This is a genomic window from Halomonas sp. I5-271120 (genome assembly GCF_030553075.1).
Lineage (GTDB): Bacteria > Pseudomonadota > Gammaproteobacteria > Pseudomonadales > Halomonadaceae > Onishia > Onishia taeanensis_A.
Window position 1 is genome coordinate 2697821 of record NZ_CP130701.1, and the last position, 17248, is coordinate 2715068.

18 protein-coding genes are annotated in these 17248 nt (G+C 56.9%); 4 read left to right on the forward strand and 14 right to left on the reverse strand.

The genetic code is table 11. The features are described from left to right. The first annotated feature begins 2 nt into the window (after positions 1-2). Together flgK and flgL are read left to right on the forward strand one after the other, a co-directional pair. Complete coding sequence (flgK, locus tag Q2K57_RS12040) at positions 3-1898, forward strand: flagellar hook-associated protein FlgK (protein ID WP_304525207.1); 1896 nt, start codon at positions 3-5, stop codon at positions 1896-1898. An 18-nt stretch (positions 1899-1916) separates the two neighbouring features. Further along, a complete protein-coding gene (gene flgL, locus Q2K57_RS12045) occupies positions 1917-3161 on the forward strand; it encodes a flagellar hook-associated protein FlgL (RefSeq protein WP_112053457.1) in 1245 nt (414 codons plus the stop codon). Positions 3162-3411: 250 nt separating this feature from the next. Here the strand turns inward: flgL and fliR are convergent, their stop codons facing one another. The 13 genes from fliR to fliF all read right to left on the reverse strand — a co-directional run bounded on the left by fliR (position 3412) and on the right by fliF (position 14903). Beyond that, positions 3412-4200 carry a flagellar biosynthetic protein FliR gene (fliR, locus tag Q2K57_RS12050; protein WP_304525208.1) on the reverse strand — a complete coding sequence of 263 codons (789 nt, stop codon included), beginning with the start codon at positions 4198-4200 and terminating at the stop codon, positions 3412-3414. Between the two features lie 4 nt (positions 4201-4204). Beyond that, the gene (fliQ, locus tag Q2K57_RS12055; protein WP_092524835.1) at positions 4205-4474 is read right to left on the reverse strand and encodes a flagellar biosynthesis protein FliQ; all 270 of its coding nucleotides are present in this window, start codon (positions 4472-4474) and stop codon (positions 4205-4207) included. 86 nt (positions 4475-4560) lie between these two features. Then, positions 4561-5340, reverse strand: a complete 780-nt coding sequence (fliP, locus tag Q2K57_RS12060; protein WP_112053455.1) for a flagellar type III secretion system pore protein FliP — start codon at positions 5338-5340, stop codon at positions 4561-4563. Further along, positions 5337-5816, reverse strand: a complete 480-nt coding sequence (fliO, locus tag Q2K57_RS12065; RefSeq protein ID WP_304525209.1) for a flagellar biosynthetic protein FliO — start codon at positions 5814-5816, stop codon at positions 5337-5339. Before fliO ends, fliP begins: the two co-directional genes overlap by 4 nt. Next, positions 5813-6352 (reverse strand): flagellar motor switch protein FliN, encoded by a 540-nt coding sequence (gene fliN / locus Q2K57_RS12070; protein WP_112053453.1) that lies wholly within the window; start codon positions 6350-6352, stop codon positions 5813-5815. Before fliN ends, fliO begins: the two co-directional genes overlap by 4 nt. Further along, the gene (gene fliM, locus Q2K57_RS12075) at positions 6345-7391 is read right to left on the reverse strand and encodes a flagellar motor switch protein FliM (protein ID WP_112053452.1); all 1047 of its coding nucleotides are present in this window, start codon (positions 7389-7391) and stop codon (positions 6345-6347) included. Before fliM ends, fliN begins: the two co-directional genes overlap by 8 nt. A gap of 19 nt (positions 7392-7410) precedes the next feature. Then, a complete protein-coding gene (fliL, locus tag Q2K57_RS12080; protein ID WP_304525210.1) occupies positions 7411-7890 on the reverse strand; it encodes a flagellar basal body-associated protein FliL in 480 nt (159 codons plus the stop codon). A gap of 192 nt (positions 7891-8082) precedes the next feature. Further along, the gene (locus Q2K57_RS12085) at positions 8083-9504 is read right to left on the reverse strand and encodes a flagellar hook-length control protein FliK (protein WP_304525211.1); all 1422 of its coding nucleotides are present in this window, start codon (positions 9502-9504) and stop codon (positions 8083-8085) included. Between the two features lie 8 nt (positions 9505-9512). Next, positions 9513-9971: a flagellar export protein FliJ gene (gene fliJ / locus Q2K57_RS12090; RefSeq protein ID WP_304525212.1), complete on the reverse strand. Its 459-nt coding sequence runs from the start codon at positions 9969-9971 to the stop codon at positions 9513-9515. Further along, positions 9968-11362, reverse strand: coding sequence for a flagellar protein export ATPase FliI (gene fliI, locus Q2K57_RS12095; RefSeq protein WP_304525213.1), 1395 nt, complete (start codon positions 11360-11362; stop codon positions 9968-9970). Before fliI ends, fliJ begins: the two co-directional genes overlap by 4 nt. Beyond that, on the reverse strand, positions 11359-12120 hold the full coding sequence (gene fliH / locus Q2K57_RS12100; protein WP_304525214.1) for a flagellar assembly protein FliH: 762 nt from the start codon (positions 12118-12120) through the stop codon (positions 11359-11361). The genes fliI and fliH overlap by 4 nt, the downstream gene beginning before the upstream one ends. Next, positions 12113-13069, reverse strand: a complete 957-nt coding sequence (gene fliG, locus Q2K57_RS12105; protein ID WP_369700263.1) for a flagellar motor switch protein FliG — start codon at positions 13067-13069, stop codon at positions 12113-12115. Before fliG ends, fliH begins: the two co-directional genes overlap by 8 nt. Positions 13070-13112: 43 nt before the next feature. After that, positions 13113-14903: a flagellar basal-body MS-ring/collar protein FliF gene (fliF, locus tag Q2K57_RS12110; protein ID WP_304525216.1), complete on the reverse strand. Its 1791-nt coding sequence runs from the start codon at positions 14901-14903 to the stop codon at positions 13113-13115. A gap of 323 nt (positions 14904-15226) precedes the next feature. Here fliF and fliE point away from each other — a divergent pair, with 323 nt between their 5' ends. After that, positions 15227-15556, forward strand: coding sequence for a flagellar hook-basal body complex protein FliE (gene fliE, locus Q2K57_RS12115; RefSeq protein WP_304525217.1), 330 nt, complete (start codon positions 15227-15229; stop codon positions 15554-15556). A gap of 241 nt (positions 15557-15797) precedes the next feature. On the opposite strand, the gene Q2K57_RS12120 is transcribed toward fliE, so the two are convergent. Further along, positions 15798-16190, reverse strand: coding sequence for a flagellar protein FlaG (locus tag Q2K57_RS12120; protein WP_304525218.1), 393 nt, complete (start codon positions 16188-16190; stop codon positions 15798-15800). Positions 16191-16358: 168 nt separating this feature from the next. Here Q2K57_RS12120 and Q2K57_RS12125 point away from each other — a divergent pair, with 168 nt between their 5' ends. Continuing rightward, the gene (locus tag Q2K57_RS12125; RefSeq protein ID WP_304525219.1) at positions 16359-17231 is read left to right on the forward strand and encodes a motility protein A; all 873 of its coding nucleotides are present in this window, start codon (positions 16359-16361) and stop codon (positions 17229-17231) included. Positions 17232-17248 lie beyond the last annotated feature (17 nt).

Consider the following 17248-nt stretch of genomic DNA (forward strand, 5'->3'; position numbering starts at 1 on the left):
TCATGAGCATGTTTTCTATCGGCCTCAGCGGCCTGAACGCCGCCCAGAATGCCCTGAATACTACCAGTAACAACATCAGCAATGTCTACACACCGGGCTACAACCGAGAGCTGACGATCCTCAACGAGGGTAATACCGCAGGTGGCGTCCAGGTTAGCGATATCCAGCGCCAGTTCGATCGCTACGTTGCCGATCAGCTCAATGATGCGACCAGCACCTCTACGGCCTTGGAGTCCTACCAGACTCAAGTCAGTCAGATCGACAACCTGCTGGCCGACGACGAGGCGGGGCTCTCACCGCTGATGCAGGATTTCTTCTCGGCAATGAGCGATCTGTCCGGCTCACCTTCAGACCCTGCCGCCCGGCAGGGCGTGCTGGGGTCGGCCGATACGTTGAGCGCTCAGGTGCGATCCTTCGATTCTTATCTCCAGGACATGCAAACCGGCATCAATGCCAAAATCGGTGATGAAGTCACGCAGATCAATAACACCACTAAGCAGCTTTCTTCACTTAACCGTGAGATCGTCCTGGCCGAAGCCAAGAACGGTGAGGCGCCAAACAGCTTGCTCAACCAGCGGGATAAGCTGGTGAACGATCTGAGTGAGCGACTGAATATCAAGCTCAATATTCAGGACGGCAGCACTTACAATGTGACGCTGTCTAACGGTCAACCTTTGGTTGCCGGTACCAACAACTACCAACTTGAGGCGATCAGCTCTAGTGCCGACCCCCAGCGCACCGTGGTGGGATACAAGGATTCCGGCGGTAACATGGTGGAGCTCAATGAAGATCGCATTACGGGTGGCAGTCTCGGTGGTCTGATGAACTTTCGCAGCGAAACTCTGGACAAGACCCAGAACCAGATCGGCCAGCTCGCGGTATCACTGGTCTCTGGTTTCAATGAGCAGCATGCGGCTGGTATCGATCTCGATGGCAATGTCGGCGAGGCTTTCTTCAGCGTCGGCTCACCCCGTGCCTATGCGCATTCCGACAATGACGGTACTGCCGATGTCGCTTCTACGACGTTTGGTGACACCGCCAACCTGCTTGCTACCGACTACGAAATTCGAGTCGAGAATGCCACTCCGACGGCGGCTGGCGACTTCACCATCACCCGTAGAGATTCGGGCGAAGAGCTAACTGCGGGCAGTGATTTTACCTTCAACGGTACCAACGAGCTGACGTTTGGGGGCGTGGTCATTACCTTCGATGGAGGGTCTCTGCAGCAGGGAGATCGTTTCGAAGTGCAGCCGGTTCGCCGCGCGGGCCGTGACATGCAGACAGAAATCAGCGATCTCGACAAGATTGCGGCGGGTAGCATATTGAGCGGTGATAAAGAGGCCGTCGAGTCCATTAAGGGCGACCCCGGTAACTCTCTTGCTTCGGGCAATGCTCCCTGGTCACTTAGCATCAGCGACGCTGGTGGCGGCAACTTCGATATCGTTGCCAACCCTGACACCGGCCCGTCTCAGAACTTCAGTGTGCAGTCTGGTGACGAGATAACCGTTGATGGTGTGACATTGACCCTCGGTAATCTGGCGGATGGACAGACACTGAGCCTAGGCCTGAATGGTGCCGGTACTGGCGACAATCGCAATGCGATTGCACTACAGGACTTGCAGGGAAGTGAGTTGGTTGCTGGTTCTGCGACGTTGAATGAGTCCTATGCGTCGATGGTCAGTGATGTGGGGAATCGCACGAATATCGTGCAGGTTAATCTCGATGCTCAGAGTGGCCTCACCGAACAGTTGCGCGGTGTCCAGCAGTCGGAATCCGGGGTCAACCTCGATGAAGAAGCGGCCAACTTGATTCGTTACCAGCAGTATTATCAGGCCAATTCCAAGGTCATTCAGACCGCTTCCACCGTGTTCGATACCATTCTCGGCCTGCGGACCTGATCATAGGAGTTTCGAATCATGCGTATCAGTACCGTGACAATGTTTGAGCAGAGTGTCAGCAGCCTGAACCGACAACAGAGTCAGTTCACTGACGTCGGCCAGCAGATTGCAAGTGGCCGCCGGGTGGTTAATCCTTCGGATGACCCTCAGGCGGCCTCACAGGCAGTTGGTGTCTCCCAATCAATATCGATTACCGAGCAACATACCGATTCTCGTGTCAGCGCCCGTAATTCCCTTTCACAAGAAGAGAGTGTGCTCAACAGTGCTAGCCAGGCGATCAGTAGTGCCAAAACACTGCTGGTGCAGGCAGCTAACGGCACACTGAGCGATGCCGACAGGCAATCTGTGGCCAGTGAGCTAGAAGGCATCTATAACACCATGCTCGGCCAGGCAAATGCCACCGATGGCAACGGGTCTTACCTGTTCGGTGGCTATCAGGATGACGCTCCGCCTTTCGTGCAGAATGATAGCGGCGACGTGGCCTATATCGGTGACAGCTTCAACCGTGAGGAGCGCATCGACTCATCACGGCTCATGCCCGTATCTGATAGTGGCGATGCCATTTTTAACAGTGTCCCCAGTGGTGCCGGCTATGTGGCCACTGCAGCACGCGATTCAGCAGGCGATGGCAGCGTCACCTTCTCCGGACCGAATCGTCTCGATGCCTCTGCTCCTGGATACGGGGATAACGCGTATCAGATCAACTTCCTTGATGACAGTAACTATCAGGTCGTTACTACCGAGCCTGATGGCACCACTACAACGGGGCCTGTTGAAAGTTACACCAGCGGGAAAAGCATTGAACTCGGCGGCGGAGGCTTGTCGATTACTCTTGAGGGCACGCCGGACGCAGCGGGAGGAGATAGTATCAATGTGAACCCTGCTGATGGTTCCGCCGCCAATCAGGATGTCTTTGCTACGCTCAAGTCGGCCATTGATGTGATGAAGACGCCGGTTGATGGCGACCCAGGCCGCCAGGCTGATCTTGAGAATACGCTTTCCACCTCGATGCGTGAGCTGGATAACAGCCTGGATAATGTGCTCACTGTGCGCGCGTCTGTAGGTGCTCGCCTTAATGAGTTGGATGTGGTGGACCAGGTCAGCAGTAACCGTACGCTGAGTTACGAACAAACGCGCTCGGATCTGGTTGATCTGGACTATGTGGAGGCGATCTCCGAGTACAGTCTGCGCCAGGTGGGCTTACAGGCAGCCCAAAAATCTTTTGCCGATATTCAGGGCATGTCACTCTTTGATCAGATCTGACGGTTATTTCGGCTATCTACAAGCATGAATGGATAGTGGCATGAGAAATGGAGTAGGTGGTGACATATCACTAGCCATGTCAGTGAGGTCATAACACAACGCTCCCTGATCAGATGATCGTTATCAGAACGCCTCTTACCTCAACGCTTCTGATGACAAGGTTACTTACCAAAAAAGCCCCCCGGAAGATAGAAGCCGGTAGGGGGCTTTTTCGTTGATATGGCTGTCAAGACGGCTACCTTCGCTGGAGCTAACCAAGAGGCGTCATGGCCGTCAGCAGGTTACGCATGAAGCCAAGCCCTATCGCAAACAAGTGCTCCAGATAGCGATCCAGATCGGTCATTAGCACCATCAGCAGGAAAACGCCGGCTGTGAGTGACATGGGAAAACCGATCGAGAAGACGGTTAGCTGGGGCGCCGAGCGGTTGAGAATGCCAAGTGAGAGGTTGATGATCAGTAGGGCTGAGACGACAGGTAAAGCCAGCTGTAAGCCTAATACGAAGATAGTGTTACCGAAGCGTGCCAGCAGTTCGAAGGCATCAAGATTCACACCCGAGCCTATGGGCAAGATACTAAAGCTATTGACCAGGATCTCCAGGGCAACCAAATGGCCGTTCATGGCCAGAAACATAAGTAACGTGATCATGTAGAGTATCCGGGCCAGGATCATGGTGTTAGTGCCGGTATCCGGAGAGAAAAAGGTGGCGAAGCCTAGCCCCATTTGTAGTGCAATGAAGTCGCCAGCTGCCTGAACGGTGGCAAAGATGACGTGCATGACCACGCCCATTGCGGCACCGATCACTACCTGCTCGATGATAATGCCAAGCCCTGCCCACGACATGATAGGCGCGTTGGGCATGGGGGGAAGGGTGGGGGTGATGGCCACACAGATTAAAGCAGTAAGGCCAATTTTTACCTGACGGGGGACGCTGGAATGTCCCCAGAGCGGTGATGCCATCACGAAGGCGGACAGGCGCATGAAAGGCCACAAGAAGGCGACTAGCCAGCCATGTAGTTGATCAAAGGTAATCTCGACCATGGCCCTAGCTGACCATGAGGGGGATATTTTGAATCAGCTCACGAGTGAAACCTATAATCAGCTTGAGCAGCCAGGGGCCAAGCAGTACCAGCATGCCAAATACCCCGAGTATCTTTGGGATAAAGGAAAGCGTCATTTCGTTAATCTGCGTGGCGGCTTGAAAGAGACTGACCAGCAGACCAATCAGCAGTGCTGTCAGCAGCAGTGGGGCGGCCATGAACAGCGTCACGCGCATACCCTGATAGGCCATGCTCATTACCATCTCTGGGCTCATGGGCGTTGCTCCTTACAACTTAGACGTTAAAACATCAGACGCATCGCCCGCGCTGTTTGCCTGGTGCGATGATGTTGATGCCGGTGTCATAAATAAAAGCTCTGCGCTAGTGAGCCCATTAACAGCTGCCAGCCATCGACCAGAACGAACAGCATCAGCTTGAAGGGCAGTGAAATTGTCGCAGGGGGCACCATCATCATGCCCAGTGCCATCAGCACGCTGGCGATGACCAAGTCGATGATGAGGAAGGGGATGAACAGCGTGAAGCCAATCTGGAAGGCAGTTTTTAATTCACTGGTGACGAAAGACGGCAACAATACGCGCATCGGCACATCCTCGGGGCCTTGCATCGGGCCTATGTCGGCCAGGCGTGCAAAGAGAGCCAGGTCAGGCTCGCGGGTCTGACCCATCATGAATTCACGCAACGGCTGACTTGCCAGCTCAAAGAAGCGAGGAAAGGCGATGTCATCATTAGCCATGGGTACCCAAGCGGTCTGATAAATATCGTTGAGCACCGGCGACATGACGAAGAATGTCAGAAAAAGGGCAAGGCCGAGCAATACTTGGTTGGGCGGGGCAGATTGGGTGCCCATGGCGGTTCGCAACAGGCCGAGGACGATAATGATACGCGTGAAGCAGGTCATCATCAGCAAGGCGGCCGGCAGAAAGGCCATGCTGCTGAGAAGCAGTAATGTCTGCAGCTTGATGGACCACTGTTGCCCGCCGTCCCCAGTAGGGCGCGATACAATGCCGGGAAGCGATTGTGCCCAGGCCGTCTCGGGTAGCAGGATCGCCACGAGCGCTATGATCACTAGGCCGAGGGTCAAGACATAGGCGGGTAATCTGGAACCGGAAAGTGGGCTCATGAGTCTTCCCGTCCGTTTTCTCGGTGGTTCTTCAGCATGGTGCCGGTATTGTGTCGCAAGGCAGTGGCAAAGCGTTCGGCGAACCCTTTACCGCTATCTTCAGATGCCGAGGAGGGAGATGAAGAAGGATCAGAAAGCGCTGGGGCTGTGAGCTCATGCAGTTTGTTGACCTGACCTCCGCCGACGCCAAGCACTAACCAAGTGCCTTCAACCTCGACGATGACCACACGCTCTCGCTGACCGACGGCCGCCGAGCTGACCACCTTGATACGTTGGCCAGCACGCAAACTGCGGGGACCTATCCGGCGTATCAGGCGGCTTCCAAGCAGGATTACACCGATCATAAGGGCTAGGACCAGCCCTACCTTACCGATAACCGCGAGCCCGATCAGGCTATCGCTGCCGGTGGCAAGGGTATCGATCCCAGCCGACGACATATCGGCAGCGGAGCCGGTGGTGGAGGCTGACAGACTCATCGATTCAGTTTCTGTACCCGCTCCGAAGGCGTGATGATCTCCGTGATACGAATACCATATTTGTCGTCGACTACCACGACCTCGCCCTGAGCGATCAGGTAACCGTTGATCAGGATATCCATCGGTTCGCCGGCGAGACCATCCAGTTCGATCACGGAGCCCTGCGCAAGCTCGAGCAACTGTTTGATGGTGATCTTGGTGCGGCCAAGCTCCACGCTCAGTTTGACCGGGATGTCCATGATCATATCAAGATCGCGAGCCGTACCACTGTCGGCTCCATCACCTAGCTGGCGAAAGACTTGGCTACCTGCCGAGGTCGCCTCTTTACTTTCGCCTGCTTCTTCTCCCACTTCACGACCTTTGGCATCACCCTGGTCACTCGCCTCGGCATCGCCCTGTTCTGCGAGTGCTGCTGCCCATGGATCATCTTCGGCCGACTGTTCGTTACCCGAAGCAGTGGCATCTTCTTGCTCGGCCATGGCGTCGGCCCAATCATCGGGGATAGAGTTCTGATCGGGTTTGTTCGGGTCACTCATCGTTACTTTCCTTGGATGTCTCGGATCCCTTGATGAAGGTATCCGGGGTGTTGCCGGACATTGAGGCGTGATCGATCATGCGCAGCACACGCAGAGCTCGTTGTTCCTTCTGACTGCCGTACTCGCACTCCATGACCGGAACACCATCGACGCTGGCGCCCACGGTCTGGGGAAGCTCGATTGGCAGCACATCGCCAACTTGCAGGCTCATTACGCGAGAAATGCGGGCGGGGATATCGACAAATTCGGCAACCAACTCGACTTCGGAGTGGCGGATCTCACCTGCCATCCGCTTGGTCCAAGTCTTGTCACCGCTACCGAAGCTATCGTTTTGCGGATTAGTCAGAATATCCCTGAGCGGTTCGATCATCGAATAGGGCATACAAATCTGGAAGTCACTCGCCAGATTACCCACCTCAAGATGAAAAGTGGTGTTGACCACGATCTCGTTAGGAGAGTTGGTGATATTGGCAAACTTCGCCTGAATCTCGGAGCGCATATAGCTGATTTCAAGCGGATATACTGATCGCCAAGCCTCCTGATAGGCTTCAATGGCCAGGTTGAGAATCCGCTGAATGATGCGCTGTTCGGTGTTGGTGAACTCACGCCCCTCGGATTTGGTCACGAAGCGACCGTCACCGCCGAACAGGTTGTCCACGACCATGAACACCAGACTGGGTGGAAACACCACCAACGCCGAGCCGCGCAATGGCTTCATGGTGATCATGTTGATGTTGGTCGGGACGGGTACGTTGCGCGTGAAATCGCTGTAGCTCTGGTAGCGCACGGAGTCGACAGTAATGTCGGCACTGCGTCTGATCAGGTTGAAGAGGCTCATGCGGAAGTGCCGCGCAAAGCGTTCGTTGATGATATCCAGGGCATGCAAGCGCTCACGGATCACCCGGTGCTGGTTGGCCGGGTCGAAGGGTTTTACCCGCGATTCATTGCCAGCGGCGTCAGAGGAACTGTCCTCTTCGCCGCTTACGCCCTTGAGCAGGGCGTCGATTTCTTCCTGCGATAGCAGATCATCTTGAGACATGGCGCTTGGGCACTATGAGTTATTGCACAATAAAATCGGTGAACAGCACATCACTGATCGCCAGCTCGGGTTGTGGCTCGGTCAAGGGGGTATCGAACAGGCTCATGACTTGATCCGAAAGACGGGTTTTCCCGTCTGGAGAGGTCAACTCCTCGACGCTTTGATCGGCAAATAGCATCAGCATTCGACTGCGTACCTGAGGCATGTGGTTCACTAGCAGGTCGCGTGTTGTCTCGTCGTCGACCTGCAGAGTCAGGCCTATATACAGGAAACGATTGCCGTAGTCGCCGCCACTGATGTTGACAGTAAAGGGGTCAATCTTGACGAAAATGGGGTCGGGAGCCGTAATGGGTTCAGGCTCGGTATTGTCGGCGGCCTGTGCCTGGCTACCAGTATCCATCAAAAGATAGACACCCGCTGCCGTCGCGGATGACACGAAAACCATCAGCAACACGACCAAAAGCCATTTTTTTCCTGAGGAGGTCGAAGATTTTGCCATTTATTCCGCCATTGTCGTAATTCATGCCCTTTGGGGAGCGAGTATGCAGGCTATTAGGGTAAAACGGTGGCGCGAATAGGCCACCGTAAAGCACTCATCTCACGATTTTGTCACCACTAACTCATCTGCCAGGTGGTGGAGATGTGACCATGTGGAACAGGTGACGGAGGAGAATGTTTCCGTCAGTGCCAGTCAGGCATACAGATCCACGCGCCCATCCAGTTGGGTGGTGGCCGTTGAGCTAAGCATTGAGCGCGGGTCCACCACACTTTCATCAGTATCCCCGATGCTGCCGGGTCCCTGTGACTGACGACCCGCAAGGCCCTGTTCCTGAGGCTGCTGGCCGGACGCTTGGTGTCCGACGGAAGTGTCGCCAAGAGTGATGCCCTGCTGGGCCAGTGCTTCCCTCAATTGAGGCATGGCTTGCTCAAGCGCGTTGCGAACCTGGGAATGAGCGGACAGGAACTGTGCTTGTGCACCACCATGTTCCGCTACCTTGAGGCTGACGGATAGTGGCCCCAGGTCGGCGGGATGCAGCTTCAACTCCATCTGCTGATCGCCGCGCTGGGTCATGCCAAGCAGTTGCTGTCCCAATTGTTGCTGCCATTGTTGGCTAGCGACCGGGGCGGTCAATGCCCCGCTGCCGGCCTGAGCCTGAGCAGATGCAGCGACAGATGCTGGGCTGGACGCTGTTCCGGCCATGCCGGTAAGACGGTCACCCGCTGAGAGGGCCAGCATATCCGAGCTAGCGGACGATGAAGAGAAGGCTGCGCTGCGAGCATCGCTTCCATCTGCCATCAGCGCGGCTGCCGCGCTATCCGAGAAGACGGTTCCTGCCATGCTTTGACGGTTGGTTGCTGCCGCAGAAGAATCACTGACTGCCTGGGCCACTGCGTTGCGGTTCAGCCAATCTGTATTGAGTGCAGTCTGACTGAGAGTTGCCTGGTCTCGACGGCCGTCGCCATTCGCCGCGGCCTGGCCTGCCAGCGCTAATTTGTCGCCATTGCTGGCGGCGGCTGCGGAACTGCCAACCTGGTCGATGAGATTCATTCGAGCGGCAATCATGGCCAGGCCAAGGGGGCCATCCTTGATCTCGGTGCTCGGCGTAGCATCAGGTGAGGTGCCGCTCGCTATGGATGAGTCGGCTGCACCCGTGTCGACGTCTCCCACCCAGGTCTGCGAGCCATCTAGGCCTGAAGCCAAGCGCTGCTGGGCATTCTTGGGCAATGACTCAAGTGCTGACAGGGCGTCGCTCAGGTCCTGGTAGGCTTTGTCGCCCAGAGCCTCGCCATCGAGAAGGGCGGTGAGTGCCTCTTGTTGTGAAGAGGTGAGTGCCTCCAGGGCGGCAGGATCCTGCTGAAGTTGCTCCTTCAAGGCACTTTGCTGCTCTGGGCTTAGCGCCGAAACCGCCTGCTCCAGGCTCGCTAGCGATGCGTCTTGAGACGTCGACAAGGTTTGGGTCGAGGAACCGGCTTGTTTGCCGTCGCCGTGGGTCTGGCGTTGAGACAGTAATGCCCCAAAGTCCTGAGTGGCGCCTTGCTGTGCACCGCTCGCCTGCCGTCCTGTGGCTTTGCTCGAGGATGAAGGGGCTGACATTACGTCTATGATATCCATATGATCTCCTAGAGGCCCCGATCATCGGGTGTGCGACGCAGCAGGCTATTGCTGCTCATTTCATCGTTGTGGCGTTGTTCCTGGCGTTGCTCGAGATGGCGCGCCTTTTCCTGGCGGCGATTCGCCAAGGTATCGTAGGACGTCAAGCGCTTTTGCTCTTCCCGCCAATGCTGCTGGCAGCCTTCGACACGTTGCGAATGATCCTCAAGCGCTGCGCGAGCTCGGTCTACGGCTGCATCCAGGGAGGCTAGGAACTGTTGATAGTTGTGCAGAGTCGCAGGGTCTATGCCTTTATGCATGGCATCCTGCAGTCGTGTGGCGTACTCAAGTCGGTAGCGGCGCAGCGTGTCCAATTGCGTCGAGGCCTGCTGCTGGGAGCGCCGTTCGTTGGCCAGCGTCTGGCCGGCAGTATCCCTGGCCTCTCTGGCCAGTTCTGTCAGGGTATCGAGCGGTAAAGATGCACTCATTTTCCACCTCCAACGATAGCCGATAAGGACTGCTTGGCCTCTGCCACGTCGGCCCGTTCTTCAATCTGCTGCTGCAGGAAGTATTCCAGGCGCGGGAATAGCTGGACGGCCTGATCAAGCTGCGGATCATGACCGGGGCTGTAGGCGCCAACGCTGATCAGGTCGCGGTTGCGCTGATAGCGCGAAAAATGCTGCTTGAAAAGGCGCGCCTGCTGTTGCTGTGCTTGATCCGTGATGGACCCCATCGCGCGGCTGATCGAGGCTTCGATGTCGATAGCGGGATAGTGGCCCGATTCGGCCAAAGTGCGCGACAGCACGATATGGCCATCCAGAATCGCGCGCGCCGAATCGGCGATAGGGTCCTGTTGATCATCACCTTCGGTCAAAACCGTATAGAAGGCAGTGATTGATCCGCCGCCTTTTTCGCCATTGCCTGCACGCTCGACCAGCCCAGGCAGTTTGGCGAATACCGAGGCGGGGTAGCCTTTGGTCGCGGGCGGCTCACCGATCGCCAAGGCAATCTCACGCTGTGCCATGGCATAGCGCGTCAGCGAGTCCATGATCAGCAGCACGTTCTTGCCTTCGTCGCGAAAGCCTTCTGCTAGGCGAGTGGCATAGGAGGCACCCTGCAGGCGTTGCAAAGGAGAGGTATCGGCAGGCGCCGCCACTACTACGGATCGCTTGCGACCTTCGTCACCGAGGATGTTGTCGATGAAGTCCTGCACCTCTCGCCCACGTTCGCCAATCAGCCCAACGACTATCACGTCGGCTTTGGTGTATCGGGCCATCATGCCCAGCAGCACCGACTTACCGACGCCTGAACCGGCAAAAAGGCCCATACGCTGACCGCGACCAACGCTTAGCAGCGAATTGATGGCGCGAATGCCAACATCGATCTGTGTATCAATAGGCGCACGTGAAAGCGGGTTCAGCGGCGGCGTTGCCAGTGGCGCATGGGGAGCGTCCTGTAATGACCTCTCACCGTCTAGAGGCTTACCGTTGCCATCGACGACTCGTCCGAGCAAGGCTGTTCCCAGCGGGAAGCGCCGGGCAGTTTGTACTCCACCATCACCGAGAGGCAGCACGCGGGCGCCTGGCGTCAGGCCGCTTATCTCCGCGAGTGGCATCAGGAACAGTTTTTCACCAGAAAAGCCCACTACTTCGGCTTCGGCGTAGCGCGCCTTAGCATGGGTGCTATCCGCGCTCAGCTCGATACGACAGGCGCTGCCCAATGGCACGCGAAGCCCTACGGCTTCAAGCACCAGCCCCGTGGCGCGAATGATTCGGCCGCTGGCCCGGTAGCTGGGCAATGCCTCGACGCGCGCCATTACCCGGTCGAGAGTTTCTCGCCAGTGGGCCTGGTGCGTGGTCGCGCGCTCGGCGGCATTCATGCTTCCGTCTCCTGATCTTGCTCCTGCTGCTGATGAAGGGCTGAGTGAGTAGGTAACCGCTGGCGTATCTGGTCAGAGATGGCCTCGAAGCGTGACTCCCAGCTGGCATCCAGTTCGCCGCTCTGACTCGTGACCCTACATCCGCCACGGCTGAGCTGATCGTCTGGCTGTAGCTGCCAGCCTGCACTTTCGATCTCGATGCCAAGCTGTTCTTGCACGATGGCCATGTCCTCTGGATGCAGCCAGAGTCTTGGCTTGCCGGACAGGGCCGGTTCGACATGAATCAGTTCACGCACGATGTCCAGAATCTGCTCGGGGCTGGCCTTCAAGGCATCCCCCGCTAGTTGGCGTCCCGTCGCAATGGCCAAGTTAACCAGTGCATCGGCGATCTCGTCATCGAGTTGTGCAATGGCTTCGCCAAAGCGAGAGGCCAGTGGTTGGAGAGGGGCAATGGTTTCTTGCGTCTTCTGGCGTAATTCCTCTTCGCCTTTTTGGCGGCCTTGTTTCAGCCCCGCTTCATGCCCTTCCTTGTGCCCTGTCTCGAAGCCCTCTTGGTAGCCTTGTTCGCGTGCCTCGTCATGTACTCGCTGCCGCTCGGCCTCAAGAGCTGCCTGATGTTCCTGAGCACGACGCCGGATTCTTGATTGGCGCTCGAGATCGGCAGGGCGTGCAGCAGGAGCGCTGCGTGCACGCTCCTTGAGCTCATCCATTTGCCAGGGGCGCCATTGATCATTCCAGCGACCGTCAGGATCAGACATAGCTGTCGTCTCCTCCACTCAGTACCACTTCGCCGTTATCGGCAAGGCGCCTGACGACTTGCAGAATGGACTTCTGTTCGGCTTCTACCTGGGACAGGCGAATCGGGCCACGAGCTTCCATGTCTTCACGCAGCAGCTGGGCCGCTCGCTGCGACATGTTGCGCATGAACTTCTCCATCAGGGTGTCTGGCGCACCCTTCAGTGCCACAACCAGCGAGTTGGTCTCGATCTCCTTGAGGAGCATCTGAATGCCGCGGTCGTCGATATCTTCCAGGTTCTCGAACAGGAACATTTCGTCGATGATGCGCTGAGCAAGGTCCTCGCTGTGAGCCCGCACGGTCTCGATAACGGTCTCTTCCTGGCTGGAGTTCATCAGGTTGAGGATTTCGGCTGCCGTTCTCACGCCGCCCATCTTGCTGCGCTTAAGGTTCTGGCCGTCCAGCATATTGCCAAGCACTTCTGTCAGCTCCTGCAGCGCCGCCGGCTGAACGCCGCTGAAGGTGGCGATGCGCAGGACCACGTCATTGCGCAGCTTGTCATCGAGAAGCTCCAGAATATCGGCGGCTTGGTTGCGCTCAAGGTGCACAAGGATGGTGGCAATGATCTGGGGATGCTCGTCGCGAATCATTTCGCAAACCAATGACGCTTCCATCAGATTCAGAGCATCTATGCCGGAACTCGCGCCCTTGGACTCAAGCACATCCTCGATCAGGCTGGTCGCGCGCTCACTGCCCAGCGCCTTGGTCAGGACGGAACGGATATGATCGCTGGAGTTGACGTTGATAGAGGCATATTCGTCAATCTCCCTACGGAACTCATTGAGCACGACGCGCATATCTTCATGTGAGATCTGGCCGAGTTCAGCCATCTGCTGACTGATATTCTGGACCTCTTGCGCCGAGTAAAACTTGAATACCTCGGCGGCACTGTCTTCATCGAGTGACAACATGAGGATGGCGCTCTTACGGGCGCCACTGAGTGTGCTCGCGTCTTTACTCATCTTTGTTCATCCAGCTGCGTGCGATCATCGCGACCATGCGGGGATCTTCCTGCGCCATTTCACGAAGATCTTGAAGGTTTTGTTCGTACGTCGCTGACTTGCGCGGTCGTCTGGGCGCTGAATAGGTTTCTGCCGGCCCTTCGTCTCCGCCTGCGATACTGTCGGCGCCACTCTCATCACCGTCCTGCCCGACCGAGGTACTGATGGTCTGGCCGGAGCTATTGATTTGGCCGGCGCCAGGCAGGCTTGGCTGCTCTGTATAGCGCTTGATCAGCGGGCGCAGGATCAATAGATACAGCAGCAGGATGGCAAGCCCCACCAGCAGGTAGCGTCCCAGCTTGAAGGCCATTTGCTGGATGTCTGACTGTTGCCACCACGCCAGTTCGACAGCCTTGTCATTCTGGCCAGTGAACGGGCTGTTGACGATTTCGATGGCGTCGCCACGGCCTTCCGAAAAGCCCATGGCCTGTCGTACCAGGCGCTCTATCTGGGCGATCTCAGCATCGTCCAGCGCGACCATTTCCATCTGGCCTTCGTCATTCATCTCTTCACGGTAGTTGACCACTACCGCGGCGGTGAGACGTTCGATATCACCACGCTGGTACTGGACATGGGTCACGTTACGATCGACTTCGTAATTGATGACGTTGTCTTGACTCAAGCGACTTGGTGGTTCGCCGCCATCGTTCGCACCGTTACCATTGGCATCATTGTTACCGCCAGTACCAGCATCCGCGTTGGCTTGATCGATCGGCGAGGCCGCGGCGCCTGGTGGCGTATTGGTGAGAGCCCCAGGCACCCCTTGGGCTAGTTCGTTGCCACCGGAATAGGTGCCACTGACCTGTGTGCTCCTGATGGCGGCTTCGTTCGGGGCCTGATTGGGACCATAGCGCTCAGCCGTTTCTTCACGACGTGAAAAATCGACCTGTGCCGTCACCTGGGCATGGATGTTCTGATCACCCAGAATGGGCTTGAGAATGTTTTCTATGCGCCGCTGGTAAGAGTTTTCTACCTCAGCAACATAGTCCAGCTGTGTACCGTTGAGACCGCTATTGGCCCCGCCCGATTGTGACAGCAGGCGGCCGTTCTGATCGACAACGGTGACATTCTCTAAGGCCAGGTCCGGCACGCTGCTGGAAACCATGTGGGTAATGGCGTTGATCTGCCCCTCACCCAAGACTCTGCCGGGTTGCAGGGTCAGAACTACCGACGCTTTGGCCGGTTTCTCGTCGCGGACAAATACTGACGGCTGAGCCATCGCTAAATGAATCCGGGCCTTGGACACAGGGCCCAGCGCCTCCATTGAGCTTGCGAGTTCGCCTTCCAGCCCCCGCTGGAAGTTGACCTGTTCGGCAAATTGACTGATGCCGAAGGCCTGATCGTCCATGATCTCGAGGCCGACATTGCCGCCCCGGGGAAGTCCTTGCTCGGCCAGTTGTAGGCGCAGCGTATTCACTTTGTCACTCGGCACCAGCAGGGCACTGCCGCCAGCAGCAAACTGATAGGGCACCTGACGAGTATCGAGTTCGTTGATGATGCGGCCGCCGTCTGCTTCGCTCAAATTGCTATAAAGCACACGGTAGTCCGGTGATTGAGCCCACATCAGCAGGGCGATCACTACCGCGATCACCGCAGCCAGTGCGATCAACAATGGCACCATGGGGTTGCGCTTCAACTGATCCTTGATTCGGTCGAAAGCTGGCTGTGCCGTGCCGCGCTGTGCGTTGGCAGAGGACGCATTGCCCTGGCGTGCGGAATCGGTGGCCGTGGCCCCGTTGCTCATGAAAGCCTCCGGCAGCGATCGGCAGTGCGTGTCGTGATGTGCTCAAAGGTGTGGGCAGAAGACATGTCAACATCCGTTCATCGCGGGTGTCCGTCCCGAGTCGGGCGGTACTAGTTCTGGCTGTGCTACTTCTATCAGTACTGTTTCGGTCAGTACTGTGTCTGCCAGCACAATTTTGTCAGTACTGTGATGAACGCTATTATCCCCAGCTGCAGCAACGACAAAGGTCAGAAAAGCCTGCGGTTTTGTCGCCAATTGGCTGAATGGGCAGCGGCGTGTTCCTGCTAGTCTTCATGCACTACTACCAAGACGAGGCTACGTCCATGAGTTCCCCTTCGATTCAGTCGGCGCTCCAACAGATGCAGAGCCTTTCCGCTCAGGCTAGCGGCGAGCAGCTCAAGGGGCAGTCCGTGTCCACGTCGGTTGGGCAGGGCGGCTTTGCCGACGAGCTCAGCTCATCGCTACAGCGCATCAATGAGATGCAACAGACGGCTGCCAGCCAGCGCACCGCATTCCTGTCAGGTGACAGCGACGTTGCGCTGAATGACGTGATGGTCGACATGCAGAAAGCCAGTGTGGCATTCGAAATGGGGGTGCAGGTCCGCAACCGCCTCGTCACCGCCTACAAGGACGTGATGAACATGCAGGTCTAGGCAGGCCTGACAACATTTCTTGCGGCTAAGCCGTGGGTATGACGTTTGCGGCGTGGGTACGAGTCCTGCGGATTGGCTTCCCTGATTTGCTCAAGGTTGCTTTTTTCAATTCCGGCATCGCTTGGCGCGGCATTGCTTGGCATGCCGACGAGAGCAGCAAGGCGCTAAGGTAAGGCGCTAAGAAGCGGCGGCCAGAAGCAAGGTTCATAAGCTTAAACGGCTTGGTATTCATATAGCCGGATCAAACTTCGAGGCTGATCAGGCGTCCCTGCAGCTCGTCCAGCTGTTGTGCAATTCGCAGCACTTCTTCTGACGGGATCTGGCGAATTACGTCACCGCTGGCACGATCGACAATGCGCGTCACCACGCGAGTCGGGTGTTCATCGAGGGTGAACTCGATCCCGTAGCTGCGCATGACCTCGTTGATGCGTTGAAGAGGGGCAACCAGCTCCCCTGCACCCGGTGATCCAGTGCCGGTTGCAGCACTTGCGGTGGAGGCACCAAGCCCATCGGCGCCCGATTCGTCTGCTGGCGGCAGTTGAGCGAGAGCACTGTCCATGCGCTGACGTGGAGTGAGTTCATTTAACCCCGGCATTGCGTTCATAGCGCCTGTTTCATTGATCGGTGACGTCATGGCCTTTTCCCTTCATGTGCAGACGTTGATCCCCTGCAGTTCGTTATCGACGGGGGAGATGGAAACTTTAGCGAGATATTGCTTTCACCTTGGTGATGAATACGACCCCTGAAGCGACCTACCGGTTTTTACTTTTCCTTATCAGCGACCCAGGCGGATATCCAGAACATGAACCCCTCCACACTGATTGGTATTGCGGCCAGCTTGATGATGCTGGCCAGTGTGCTATTGCTGAGCGCCCAGGCGCCGTCTAGCTTCATCAACCTCCCCGGGCTTGCTATCGTGCTGACCGGCACTCTTGCCGCCACTTTTATCAGCTATCCCTTGCGTGAAGTGGTGCGGGTGGTTCGCTTGGTTGGTCTGGTATTTCGTCGCGAGAACAGCCGTGTCGAAGAAGACCTGCAGGAGTTGGTGGGCCTGGCAAAGCTATGGTTTTCGGGCGACGTGCGAGGGGTCGAAAAAAGGCTGGACACCTTACGCAATCCTTTCATGCGCACCGGCATTCAGTTGGTCATCGACAATACCCGTGAAGAAGAAATCATTGATTTGCTGAGCTGGCGAATTGCCCGTCTAAAAGCCCGTGAGCGGGCCGAAGCACAGATATTTCGCACCATGGCCCTCTATGCGCCGGCCTTTGGCATGATTGGCACCCTGGTCGGGCTGGTCAATATGCTGGAGGGCATGGACGCCGCACAGATCGGCATTATTGGTGAGCGCATGGCCGTGGCCCTGCTGACGACCTTTTACGGGATCGTGTTGGCGAACCTGATTTTCAAGCCGATCGCCGTGAAACTCGAACGACGCACCGAAGAGCGCTTGATCGCCATGAATATGATCCTCGAAGGCGTATCGCTAATGTCGCGTCGGCGTTTGCCGTCGTTCATCGAAGAGACCCTCAAGTCGTTGATGGCCAATCATCGCGACGAGCTTCGTGATGAGCTGGGTGACGAACCCAATAACGCCGCAGATGCTCAAGCGGCCAGCGGAAAGCCACGCCGGCGGTTGCCCAAGATGATGCGTAAGGCCCGTAATAATGCGTGAGGCAAAACATGGGCGAA